Annotated in this window: 10 protein-coding genes; 5 read left to right on the top strand and 5 right to left on the bottom strand. The window is 34.6% G+C overall.

The window, feature by feature from the left end; all coding sequences use genetic code 11:
- Nucleotides 1–2: 2 nt before the first annotated feature.
- The 4 genes from ACJJVN_RS04910 to ACJJVN_RS04895 all read right to left on the bottom strand — a co-directional run bounded on the left by ACJJVN_RS04910 (nt 3) and on the right by ACJJVN_RS04895 (nt 4595).
- On the bottom strand, nt 3–635 hold the full coding sequence (locus ACJJVN_RS04910) for a rhomboid family intramembrane serine protease (protein WP_405377327.1): 633 nt from the start codon (nt 633–635) through the stop codon (nt 3–5).
- 26 nt (nt 636–661) lie between these two features.
- Nucleotides 662–2494, bottom strand: coding sequence for a DNA mismatch repair endonuclease MutL (gene mutL, locus ACJJVN_RS04905; protein WP_405377326.1), 1833 nt, complete (start codon nt 2492–2494; stop codon nt 662–664).
- Between the two features lie 8 nt (nt 2495–2502).
- Entirely contained in the window at nt 2503–2784 is a 282-nt protein-coding gene (locus tag ACJJVN_RS04900) for a riboflavin synthase subunit beta (protein ID WP_104515454.1), read from the bottom strand.
- A gap of 194 nt (nt 2785–2978) precedes the next feature.
- Nucleotides 2979–4595: an ABC-F family ATP-binding cassette domain-containing protein gene (locus ACJJVN_RS04895; protein WP_405377325.1), complete on the bottom strand. Its 1617-nt coding sequence runs from the start codon at nt 4593–4595 to the stop codon at nt 2979–2981.
- A gap of 140 nt (nt 4596–4735) precedes the next feature.
- On the opposite strand from ACJJVN_RS04895, the gene ACJJVN_RS04890 reads away from it, so the two are divergent.
- Nucleotides 4736–6196, top strand: coding sequence for a redoxin domain-containing protein (locus ACJJVN_RS04890; protein ID WP_104515456.1), 1461 nt, complete (start codon nt 4736–4738; stop codon nt 6194–6196).
- A gap of 77 nt (nt 6197–6273) precedes the next feature.
- Here the strand turns inward: ACJJVN_RS04890 and fsa are convergent, their stop codons facing one another.
- Nucleotides 6274–6930 carry a fructose-6-phosphate aldolase gene (gene fsa / locus ACJJVN_RS04885; RefSeq protein WP_104515457.1) on the bottom strand — a complete coding sequence of 219 codons (657 nt, stop codon included), beginning with the start codon at nt 6928–6930 and terminating at the stop codon, nt 6274–6276.
- Nucleotides 6931–7043: 113 nt separating this feature from the next.
- Here fsa and ACJJVN_RS04880 point away from each other — a divergent pair, with 113 nt between their 5' ends.
- The 4 genes from ACJJVN_RS04880 to ACJJVN_RS04865 all read left to right on the top strand — a co-directional run bounded on the left by ACJJVN_RS04880 (nt 7044) and on the right by ACJJVN_RS04865 (nt 11967).
- Nucleotides 7044–7862 (top strand): SUMF1/EgtB/PvdO family nonheme iron enzyme, encoded by an 819-nt coding sequence (locus ACJJVN_RS04880; protein WP_405377324.1) that lies wholly within the window; start codon nt 7044–7046, stop codon nt 7860–7862.
- Between the two features lie 218 nt (nt 7863–8080).
- The gene (locus tag ACJJVN_RS04875; protein WP_405377323.1) at nt 8081–8614 is read left to right on the top strand and encodes a DUF421 domain-containing protein; all 534 of its coding nucleotides are present in this window, start codon (nt 8081–8083) and stop codon (nt 8612–8614) included.
- A 96-nt stretch (nt 8615–8710) separates the two neighbouring features.
- Nucleotides 8711–9664, top strand: a complete 954-nt coding sequence (locus ACJJVN_RS04870; RefSeq protein ID WP_405377322.1) for a calcium/sodium antiporter — start codon at nt 8711–8713, stop codon at nt 9662–9664.
- Between the two features lie 116 nt (nt 9665–9780).
- The gene (locus tag ACJJVN_RS04865) at nt 9781–11967 is read left to right on the top strand and encodes a glutamine synthetase III (RefSeq protein ID WP_104515459.1); all 2187 of its coding nucleotides are present in this window, start codon (nt 9781–9783) and stop codon (nt 11965–11967) included.
- Nucleotides 11968–12236: the final 269 nt, after the last annotated feature.

Genomic DNA, 12236 nt, shown 5'->3' with positions numbered 1-12236 from the left:
ATTTAATAGATTCTATATTTATCCATATCGTTTTTCTTCCAGTACCATATCATGATAAAACCAAATATAGCACCACCTATATGAGCTAGATGCGCCACATTTGCAGATGATGCAATGTAGCCTAATGTAGCAAGTAATTCTTTGATCATATAGAACCCTATCAAATATTTAACTTTTATAGGTATAGGAATTGGGAATAAGATCAACTTTTCATTTGGGTACAACCATAAAAAAGCGGCTAGAATACCATAAATAGCTCCGCTAGCACCGACAGAAGGAACATTGTAATCTGTCGCCATGAAATGAGCATAATCAAAGGTGAAGTTATAATAATTTACCGCAGCTACTGTTAAAAAAGCACCGATACCACAAGCTAAATAAAAGAAAAGAAAACGGTTAGAATCCATCCATCTTTCAATTGCAGGACCTAAAAAAACAAGTGCGAGCATATTGTACAAGATATGCGTATAGTCATACTGACTGTGCATAAACATATGAGTAAGCGGTTGCCAAATTCTAAAATTAGGGTTTTGAAAAGGCCATAATGCAAAGGTGTTAAATAATGGCCCTGCATTAGGAATAAACATAAACCCAAGGTAAATCACCACATTTAAAATGAGGAGATTCTTAACCATAGGTGATAAATTGAAATTAAACATCTTTAGTTAAATTTTGAATTAAGACTATCGCCAGATAGATTTATAAATATTTTCTTTCCAGAAGAGGTGACCTCAGGTTCTTTACATGCAAATAATTCATCCACTAGATTCTCCATCGCCTCGCTGTTCAACACCTCACCTGTTTTAATAGACATGCTGGTCGCCATGGTTTGTGCAAGTCTGTCTGCAGGAGAATAGGTGTTTTCTGGTAAATCATGTTGCTCTTTTGCAATAACTGCTTCTAGAACGCCAGGCACATCTTTTTCTTTTAATTCTAGCGGTAAGCCCTCTATCTCTACCACATTATTTTCTAGACTTTTAAATAAAAAACCAGTATGCTCTAACTCTTCTTGTAAAGCAATAAGTATCGCTACTTCTTCTACAGGTAAATTAATCTTGATAGGAAAAAGCAATTGCTGGCTCACTCCATTTTGCACGGTAAGTTGTCTCAATAATTTCTCGTAAAGAATGCGCTCATGCGCTCTTTGCTGATTGATAACTAACAGTCCACTTTTTAAAGTACTGATTATAAACTTGCGTTGTAATTGAAAAATATTGCGCTGTTCTACCTCATGTTGTTGAAACATAGAAGAAGTAGACTCTTCTGTATGCGTTTCATCAATTAACTGCGTGGTTTCTTCTATACCTGCATAAAGTGATTCCCATGGTTGAGACGGTGGCTTTTGAAACGTAGGCGCCTGGTATGATTTTTCTGGTTTTGAATCTTGTTGAAACGGATTAAAATCAGGATCTACCTCTATCTTAGGCGCTTGTGTAAAGCCATTTTTTGCCACATCATAAGGCACTTCATATTGTTTCTCTTGTTGAAAATCAATAGAATTCACAGAAAACTGACCTAATGCATGCTTTACACTTGCTCTAAGGATAGCATATAGACTATGCTCATCGTCAAATTTCACCTCCGTTTTTGTAGGGTGGATATTTATATCAACACTATCAGTCGGTACGGTTAAATAAAGAAAGTACGACGGATTTGATTTGTCCTTTAACAATCCTTCAAAAGCACTTGCTACCGCGTGATTTAAATAATTATGTTTTATAAATCTATTGTTTACAAAGAAGTATTGAAGTCCTCGAGTTTTTCTAGCAAATTCTGGTTTACCTATAAAACCCCTTATAGACATCAATTCTGTTTCTTCTTCTACAGGAACTAATTTTTCATTAGTTTTTGCTCCCATAATACCTACTATACGCTGTCGGTAGGTACTCTTAACAAGATTAAAAAGTGAAGTATCATTATGGGTGAAACTTATTGCTACTTCTGGATGCACCATTGCCACACGATGGAACTCGTCTGTAATATTGCGTAATTCTACCTGATCAGATTTAAGGAATTTCCTTCTAGCTGGGACGTTATAAAACAAATTACGTACACTTATCATTGTACCTTTAGAAGTAACCACAGGCTCTTGCTTTGTGATTTTACTTCCTTCTATTTCTAACAAAGTTCCTAGATCATCTTCTTCTCTTTTAGATTTTACAGAAATTTGTGCAATAGCCGCAACAGAGGCAAGTGCCTCACCTCTAAAACCTTTGGTATGGAGATTAAAAAGGTCATCGGCAGTAGAGATTTTTGAGGTCGCATGACGTTCAAAAGCCATACGAGCATCTGTCATGCTCATACCCTTACCGTTATCAATAACTTGTATTAATGTTTTACCAGCATCTTTTATGATCATCTGGATTTGTGTTGCACCAGCGTCTATAGCATTTTCTAGCAACTCTTTTACCACACTGGCAGGTCGTTGTACTACTTCTCCGGCAGCGATTTGATTTGCAACGTGATCTGGTAATAATTTTATAATATCTGACATGAAGTCAATTAGAATCTAAAGATGGATAAATCAAAGTCAATGATCCAAAGAAAAATGAGAACAAGAATAGAAATAATAATTAAGAGTCTTCTCTTAACCAGCACATCTGCTCCTTGTTTTAAATCTTGTATCGCATTACCGAATTTGCCCTTGAGCCCTACATTTTGTACTGTAGAACGTTGATCATCAAACTTATGTTTGATCTCAAAGGGTTTACCGCCGGTACTATTTTTATAGTAACGTGGCTCATAATCGTATTTCTTATTCTTTCTGCGACCTATAATTCCCATAACCTCTGGTATTTTACAAATTTAACGAATACTCGATAGACAATGAACAAAGATGATGCCTAGTTATTAAGACAGTGCAATTAAGTTGCTCTAGATCTTCTTAACTCATGACAAATGCTTTTTAATTATCTCTTAAGCAAAAAAAATGCGGGCTTTGCCCGCATTTTTTTTACTCTTTTTTTATAAAATAAAAACTAAGAATACATCTTATCCCTCAATTCTTTAATTTTCTTATCGTCCATATACTCTTCAAAAGTGGTGTAGCGATCTATAACTCCTTTAGGCGTTAACTCTATCACACGATTACCTACGGTTTGAGCAAACTCATGATCATGCGTAGTAAGCAACACGGTACCTTTAAAGTTTTTTAAACTGTTGTTTAAAGCTTGTATAGATTCTAGGTCTAGGTGGTTAGTAGGCTCATCTACTACAAGAACGTTTGCTCTTTTCATCATCATGCGAGATAACATACATCGTACTTTCTCACCTCCAGAAAGTACACGTGCACTCTTAAGAGCTTCTTCTCCAGAAAAAATCATCTTACCTAAGAAACCTCTTATGTGTACTTCTTCTCTCTCTTCTTCAGTTTGTGCATACTGTCTTAACCAGTCTACCAGATCTAGATCTACATCAAAGAATTCAGAATTATCAACTGGTAAATAACTTTGCACTGTGGTAACACCCCAAGCAAATTTACCAGCGTCTGCAGTAGCGCGATCGTTTATGATATCATAAAATAAAGAGGTGGCACGACTGTCCTTAGAAAACAAAACAACTTTATCACCTTTGGCTAGGTTAATATCTACATCTTTAAAAAGTACTTCACCGTCTACAGATCCTTCTAGTTTTTCAACATTTAAGATTTGGTCACCTGCCTCGCGATCTCTTTCAAAAATAATTGCAGGATAACGTCTAGAAGATGGTTTTATCTCAGATATATCTAGTTTATCAATCATCTTCTTACGAGAAGTTGCCTGTTTAGACTTTGCCATGTTTGCGCTAAAACGAGCAATAAATTCTTGAAGTTCTTTCTTCTTCTCTTCGGCCTTTTTATTTGCTTGCTGGCGCTGTCTCGCTGCTAGTTGAGAAGACTCATACCAGAAGGTATAGTTACCAGAGTACTGGTTAATTTTACCGAAATCAATATCGGCTATATTCGTACATACCGCATCCAGAAAGTGCCTATCGTGAGATACTACTATTACCGTATTTTCATAATTAGCAAGAAAATGCTCTAACCATGAGATAGTTTCATAATCTAGGTCGTTAGTAGGCTCATCCATTACTAACACGTCTGGAGTTCCAAAAAGCGCTTGTGTTAAAAGAACACGCACCTTTAATTTGTTATCCATATCTCCCATAAGGGTATAATGATACTCCTCACCTATACCTAAATTAGAAAGCAAAGATGCTGCAGAGCTGTCTGCATTCCATCCATCCATTTCTTCAAAGGCAACTTGTAACTCACCTATTTTCTCGGCATTCTCGTCAGTATAATCGGCATAAAGAGCATCGATTTGAGTCTTTAAATCATAAAGAGGCTTATTACCTTTAAGTACTGTTTCTAGTACGGTATCTTCGTCATGAGCGTTGTGATCTTGTTCTAGAACAGACATTCTTTTTCCTGCCTCTAGACTAACATGACCGCTAGTAGGCTCCATTTTTCCTGTAAGAATTTTTAGAAAAGTAGATTTTCCAGCACCATTTGCTCCAATGATACCATAGCAGTTACTACCGCCAAATTTTGCATTTACTTCATCAAATAATACACGCTTACCGAATTGAACCGATAAATTAGAAACAGTTAACATAGATTGATTTTTGAATTTGCAAAAATACTCATTCTATTCAGTTTAAAAAGAACTCTTTGACATCATTTTAACAATGCATTAACGCCACATGTAAATCAATAAGTCTTTTTTTGTGGCTATCTCTATTATATAGTGCCTTTATGATTGATTATATCTCGCTTTCGCGAAAGCGAAACTATAAAATTCTTTACATCGCTTTACTGGCGGTGTCTCTAGCAGCTTTAATAAGTTGTGAAGAAGAAAATAGTGGCGAGACTTCTATTGTATTAACTGGAAAAATTATAAACCCTAAGGCCGATTTTATCGTTCTAAGAAACTATTCTGGAGTTAGAGACACGATTAAACTAAATAAAAAAGGTGTATTCCTTAAGGAATATGAATCTATAACGCCTGGATTATACACTTTTGCGCACCCCTCTGAATACCAATCTATTTATATAGGTTATGGGGATACCTTAAGGTTAAGATTAAACACAAAAGCATTTGATGAGTCTCTTGCTTTTACTGGTGCCGCTGCAAAGGAGAATAACTATTTGATCAATTTATTTCTAGAAATTGAAAAAACAAATAGAAATTTAATGAGCGAGTACCATCGTGAGCCTAGTGACTTTAAAAAAATGATCGATGAGCTGACTGCAAAGCGAATCAAATCATTAAAAAAAACGGCAAAGAAAAATGGTTTTCAAACCAACTTTGTGGAGAACACAGAGAAGATTATCAGATTTAGCTCTTGGTCTACACTAGAGCGATATGCCTTCACACACTATGGCAAAGGTGATATTTTAAAGAGTGATGTATTACCGTCTAATTTTTATTCTTACAGACAGCATCTAGAAATATGTGACACAAAATTACTTAACAACTATGCTTATAGACCTTATGTAACCTCATTAGTTTCTAATGTTGCTTTATATAACTGCGCTCGTAAACATGGGTCTGGTGAGGCCGTAGATAGACATGGTTATGAATACCGTAAAGAGAAATTACATGTTATAGATAGCCTTTTTACTAATGAAGAATTAAAAGGTTTATTTGCAGGTATCGAGACTAGAAACTTTATTAGAAGTAGAAAAAATGCAGGAGAAATTAATGATCTGGTTGCAGAGTTTCTAGAAATATCACAAGACGAGCAACTCAATAATCAAATTACTAAAATAGCTGCAACTTATATTAATCTAGATCCAGGAAACAAATTACCTGATTTTAAGATTTATGACGACCATAAGAATATCACTCAACTATCTTCTAACATAAATGGTTTATCTGTTCTTTTTTACTGGTCTAATAAAAATGAATCTTATGCTTTAAGGGTGCATAGAAAGGTGAATGAGTTGCGATATAAATATCCAGAGATTAAATTTATAGGTATTAATCTAGATAACCCTGAGAGCGATGCCTGGAAAGATGCTAGAGAACAATTTGGTTTTAATATGGCAACCGAATTCCAACTGGTAAACAGTCAGTCCATAAGCAAGCAACTCGCTTTGAGAAATGATAATAGAAGTATGGTTATAGCACCAGGACTTACTATTCTAGACCCTAACATTAACCTGTTTCATTACAAAATAGAAACTACTTTATTAGGTTATTTAAGTAGATAAGCTGGTTACATAAAACGTAAAAAAAAGGTGCTTAGTAATATTACTAAGCACCTTTTTTATGTTTAACTAGATAAAGATTAAGCGTTTCCTTTATTGTAATCTTCTAGAAATTTTGCAAGACCTATATCTGTTAATGGGTGTTTTAATAAACCTTCTATAGAAGAAAGAGGTCCAGTCATTACGTCTGCTCCTAATTTTGCACAATCAATAACATGCATAGTATGTCTTACTGAGGCAGCAAGAATCTCTGTATCAAAACCATAGTTATCGTAGATCATTCTAATTTCGGCAATTAGGTTAAGACCGTCAGTACTTATGTCATCTAGTCTACCTATAAATGGAGATACATAAGTAGCACCTGCCTTAGCAGCAAGTAACGCCTGTCCCGAACTAAAAACTAAGGTCATGTTAGTTTTAATACCTTTATCTGTAAAATACTTACATGCTTTTACACCATCTTTGATCATGGGTAATTTTACAACTATCTGGTCATTAAGAGCTGCAAGCGCCTCTCCTTCTTTTACCATTCCTTCATAGTCAGTAGAAATAACCTCTGCACTGACGTCTCCATCAACTAGTTCACAGATTTTTTTATAGTGATTGATAATATTCTCTTGACCAGTTATTCCTTCTTTAGCCATAAGAGAAGGGTTTGTAGTCACTCCATCCAGGATTCCCATATCCTGAGCATCAGCTATTTGGTCTAAGTTTGCGGTATCAATAAAAAATTTCATCGTTGTGTATTTAGATGTTAAATATAAATCTAGTACAAAAATGGAGATTCCCTTTATTAAATAAGTATTTTTGGATCATTAAATATGATTATTTTTTAACAAGCTTAAATATTATGAATAAAATTACAAAGCACTCATTTGTAGCACTCTGTATTTTAATAATTACCACCAGTTGCAGTGTTTTTCAACCTGTAGATACTAATGATCCTTTAGTAACAGACCCATCTACTCCACCTGGCACGATACAACTTACAGAAAATTTATACATAGACAGAGTTCCAGTAACAAATCTCATGTACAAAGAGTTTCTAGATAACTTGAGTAACTACTGGTCTATGAAGAAGCATGAAGAACTTAAAACATTCCCTAGATTTAATCTAGATGCAGATAGTGTTTTTATACCATGGACTGGTAACACGAGACTTTTAATGTCTGCAACGCACAGCAACCCACAAGAAATGATCACTTCTAAACTGAGTACTGGTAACTATTCTAGTAGTCCTTTTTTTCAATGGCACCCTGTAGTAAATATTAATAAGGAACAAGCAGAATTATTTTGTCTGTGGAGAACTGACCTAGCAAATGCTGTGTATGCAATTAAAAGTAAAAACGAGAGCAAGAGAGCTCGTTTTCCATATAAAGTAAAGTACAGATTACCTACCGAAAAGGAAATGATTGCTGCACAGAATAAATTAGAACGTGAGTTTAAACTGACTAAATATCAAAATCAAATTTTTGCGTACACTGGTGATTTTGGTTTATTTAGAAGAATGCAAAATGAAACCGAGCAATTAACCATAACTGAAATTAAGGAAATAGGAAAAGATAAAACTTATAACGCCATGCTAGATAGAAATCTTTCTTACTACCAGCAAGGTGAGCTAAAGACTGGTTTCCGTTGTATTTGTGAAATAATAGAAGAAGATGAATAATCTTTATCTCAATTTATAAGTAATTTCTAGTTAAAACAGAATTCACTTTTTAAGCTCTATAAGTATCTATAAAAAAAGATCTTGTAGAGCTTTTATTTTTTACTCTATATTCTATTCGCACATATTTTTAAGCATTTTCATAAAACCTTATCTTCTTAAATCTTTCAAAACAACTCGTCTAGTCCCTATTTTAATATGTATTTTAAGAAGAAAAGACTATGGAAATTAATTGGGATCATTTCACTAAAGATTTAGACATTATGCCAGAGGTACTAGTAGGAACTGTTATCATCTATGCACTTATAATTATATATACTAGAATTTTTGGATTAAAGAGTTTTAGTAAAATGACTGGTTTTGATTTCTTAAATACTGTAGCAATAGGTAACCTACTTGCCATGAGTGCAGCTACTAGCTCACCATCCTTACTTGTAGGAGCTTTATTGATAGGTATCTTCTACTTAATTAATTACCTCATTACATGGTTCACTTTCAATAGCGAAACCGTTGAAGAGGTCATGGATAACTCTCCTATGCTTTTGATGAAAGATGGTAAAGTATTACATGATAATCTAGAAAAAACTAAGGTCACCGAAAACGAACTAAGAGGTAAACTAAGAGAAGCAAATGTTTTAAAATTAAGCGAGGTAAGAGCTGTGGTACTGGAAACTACAGGTGATGTAAGTGTCATTCATACATCTGGTGATGAAGAATTAGAAGATTATATAATGAAGGATGTAAGACGGTCTTAATTCATGAAGAAAGGACAAACAACTTTCTCAACTAGATAGAAATTCATTAATACAACGATTTTCTTTTGTAGTACATTTGTTCACTAAATTGAATTAATGAGTTTATTATATTTATTTCTAGGTTTTATATTATTAGTAGTAGGCGGTGAGTTTTTAGTTAGATCTTCTGTAGGACTATCTCTTAAACTTAGTTTATCTAGAATGATCATAGGTCTAACTGTTGTCTCATTTGCCACTAGTGCTCCAGAGCTTATCGTCAGCATACAGGCAGCAATGGACGGCTCTTCTGGAATTGCACTCGGTAATGTAATCGGTTCTAACATTGCAAACATAGGACTGGTATTAGGTGTAACAGCATTAATCGCCCCACTTGCCATCGATAAAGACTTTTTTAAATTCAACTGGCCTTGGATGATTGTTTTCAGTCTTTTATTATTTGTATTCTTATTTTTTAATCACGATATCAATAGATTTGAAGGTGCCGCACTATTATTATTATTAATAGTTTTCTTAGTTCTACTAATAAGAAGAGCTCGTAAAATGCCAGAAGCCGTTGCCGTAGATGATGATCTTAAAGAATCTAAATGGTGGAAAATATTTCTATTTCTAAGTTTAGGTGGTGCTGCATTATGGATAGGATCTGAATTGCTAGTAAAAGGAGCTGTTGATATAGCAGAGAGTCTAGAAATTCCAGAAAGTATTATCGCAGTTTCTATGGTTGCCATAGGTACGTCAGTTCCAGAATTAGCAGCATCTGTAATAGCCGCACTTAAAAAAGAAAAAGCAATATCTTTAGGTAACTTAATAGGTTCTAATATTTTCAATATAGCATCTGTATTAGGTATCACCTCCCTTATACAACCTATCACGATAAGCGGAGAGAATTCTGGACTTATAAGTAATGACATCTTTTGGATGCTAGGTTTTGCATTCATTATGCTGCCACTAGCATTTATACCTAAGACATATTCTATAGGCAGGTTTAAAGGTATCTTTTTAATGACTTCTTACGTTCTTTTTGTTTACTTGATATTTACGACCCTAGCATAACAAGGGATATTCACACAATTTAACTATTATTTTATATCAATACCCTATTTAAATCAGGGGTGTATTAATTATTATACTTATTTTTGCGGTGTATTTTATTAAAATAACACCACATCATGTCTACATTAAGATTTAATGCCTTAAAAGAAACACTCAATCGCCAGCCTATTGAAGTGAATGAACCAAAACGTCGTAGCGATATATTCGGAAAGAATGTATTCAACAAATATGCGATGCGCCAGCACTTAACTAAGCAAGCTTACAAAAGTGTCATAGACGCTATGGAAAACGGCACTAAAATAAGCCGTGAAGTAGCAGATCATATTTCTACAGGTATGAAAGAATGGTCTATCCAGAATGGTGCAACACACTATACTCACTGGTTCCAACCACTTACTGGTGGTACTGCAGAGAAGCACGATGCTTTCTTTGAACTAGAAATGGATGGTGAAGTAATAGAAAAATTTGGTGGTGGACAGTTAGTTCAACAAGAACCAGATGCATCTTCTTTCCCTAATGGTGGAATAAGAAACACATTTGAAGCTCGTGGTTACACAGCTTGGGATCCTACATCACCTGCATTTATTATGGGAACTACATTATGTATTCCTACTGTATTTATAGCTTACACAGGAGAAGCTCTAGATTACAAAACACCTTTACTACGTTCTTTACAGGTAGTAGATCAAGCAGCAACAGATGTATGTAAATACTTTGATAAAAACGTTTCTAAAGTAGTTGCTACCTTAGGATGGGAACAAGAATATTTCTTAATAGATGCTGCTCTTGCAGACTCACGTCCAGATTTACAAATGGCTGGTCGTACTTTATTAGGACACTCCTCTGCAAAAGGACAACAACTAGACGATCATTACTTCGGTTCTATACCATCTAGAGTATTGAACTACATGCGTGACATGGAAACAGAATGTATGCTTTTAGGTATACCTGTTAAAACACGTCACAATGAGGTTGCTCCTAACCAGTTTGAGCTTGCTCCTATATTTGAAGAAGCAAACCTTGCGGTAGATCACAACTCTTTATTAATGGATGTGATGAGAAAAGTAGCTTCACGTCACAACTTTAAAGTATTATTCCATGAAAAGCCATTTGCAGGAGTAAACGGTTCTGGAAAACACAATAACTGGTCACTTGCGACTAACACTGGTGTAAATTTACTTTCTCCAGGTAGTACACCTATGAAGAACTTACAGTTCTTAACTTTCTTTGTGAACACTATTAAAGCTGTACACGATAACGAAGAGTTAGTTAGAGCAACTATCGCTAGTGCCTCAAACGACCACCGTTTAGGAGCAAATGAAGCGCCACCAGCAATTATTTCTGTATTTATAGGTTCTCAATTAACTAAGGTTCTTGACGAATTAGAGAAAGTAACTGATGGAAAACTTTCTCCAGAAGAAAAAACAGATCTTAAACTTAATGTAGTAGGTAAAATTCCAGAAGTAATTCTTGATAACACAGACCGTAACCGTACGTCACCATTTGCATTTACAGGTAATAAGTTTGAATTACGTGCCGTAGGTTCTACAGCAAACTGTGCAAATCCTATGACCGTTCTTAACGCGATAGTTGCAAAACAATTAATCGAGTTTAAAGAAGAAGTAGACGCACTTATTAAGGACAAAAAACTTAAGAAAGACGAGGCTATTTTTAATGTATTGCGTGAGTACATCAAGCAATCTAAGAAGATACGTTTTGAAGGTGATGGTTATGGAGAAGCATGGGAAAAAGAAGCTAAAAAACGTGGACTAAGCAATAACAAAACAACTCCTACTGCTCTTAAAGCAAAAGTTTCTAAGAAAACGATAAAGCTTTATGAAGACCTAAACATCATGAGTAAGGTCGAGACAGAATCTCGTTATGAAATTGAGGTAGAAGAATATGCAATGCGCATCCAGATTGAGGGACGTATCCTAGGTGACATCGCACGTAATCATGTGATTCCTACAGCAGTTAAGTATCAAAACAGATTGATAGAAAACGTAGTAGGATTAAAAGAAATCTACGGTAAAGACTTTAAAAAGTATGCCAAAGAGCAAATGATTCTTATTGAAGATATCTCAGAACACATTGAGAAAATCAACAAGGGAATTACAGAAATGACTGATGCTCGTAAAAAAGCAAACAAAGCTAAAAACGCTGAAGAAACTGCTGCTCAATACTGCGATAACGTAAAACCTTACTTTGATGTGATACGTTACAGCTGTGATAAATTAGAATTATTAGTAGATGATGAATTATGGCCACTTACTAAGTACCGTGAGTTATTATTTACTCGTTAATCAACTAGTTAATAAATGATTTAAAAGCCTCTAATTTTATTATTAGAGGCTTTTTTATGTTTCGCTTTCGCGAAAGCGGAAACGAAAAAACAATAATCAAAATAAGTAGTCAGACCATAAAATCAGACTATAAATACGATAGAAAAAGGTGAAGTATGCCTCATCTACTTTGTTAGCTTTAAAAATAGCAGCAATATTTTAAGTGGATGTTCTTTAATTTTTTGAAAGAGAACCATCTGATTGGGATATTTCTTAACAACCTATTCATA

This window comes from Nonlabens sp. Asnod3-A02 (genome assembly GCF_045063755.1).
In the GTDB taxonomy this organism is placed as follows: domain Bacteria; phylum Bacteroidota; class Bacteroidia; order Flavobacteriales; family Flavobacteriaceae; genus Nonlabens; species Nonlabens xylanidelens.
This window is presented reverse-complemented; position numbering and strand designations above follow the sequence as displayed.

What these genes read in the sequence shown, in the direction of transcription:
- ACJJVN_RS04910 (WP_405377327.1), bottom strand. Translation starts at nt 635, where the DNA reads ATGGTTAAGAATCTCCTCATTTTAAATGTGGTGATTTACCTTGGGTTT.
- mutL (WP_405377326.1), bottom strand. Translation starts at nt 2,494, where the DNA reads ATGTCAGATATTATAAAATTATTACCAGATCACGTTGCAAATCAAATC.
- ACJJVN_RS04900 (WP_104515454.1), bottom strand. Translation starts at nt 2,784, where the DNA reads ATGGGAATTATAGGTCGCAGAAAGAATAAGAAATACGATTATGAGCCA.
- ACJJVN_RS04895 (WP_405377325.1), bottom strand. Translation starts at nt 4,595, where the DNA reads ATGTTAACTGTTTCTAATTTATCGGTTCAATTCGGTAAGCGTGTATTA.
- ACJJVN_RS04890 (WP_104515456.1), top strand. Translation starts at nt 4,736, where the DNA reads ATGATTGATTATATCTCGCTTTCGCGAAAGCGAAACTATAAAATTCTT.
- fsa (WP_104515457.1), bottom strand. Translation starts at nt 6,930, where the DNA reads ATGAAATTTTTTATTGATACCGCAAACTTAGACCAAATAGCTGATGCT.
- ACJJVN_RS04880 (WP_405377324.1), top strand. Translation starts at nt 7,044, where the DNA reads ATGAATAAAATTACAAAGCACTCATTTGTAGCACTCTGTATTTTAATA.
- ACJJVN_RS04875 (WP_405377323.1), top strand. Translation starts at nt 8,081, where the DNA reads ATGGAAATTAATTGGGATCATTTCACTAAAGATTTAGACATTATGCCA.
- ACJJVN_RS04870 (WP_405377322.1), top strand. Translation starts at nt 8,711, where the DNA reads ATGAGTTTATTATATTTATTTCTAGGTTTTATATTATTAGTAGTAGGC.
- ACJJVN_RS04865 (WP_104515459.1), top strand. Translation starts at nt 9,781, where the DNA reads ATGTCTACATTAAGATTTAATGCCTTAAAAGAAACACTCAATCGCCAG.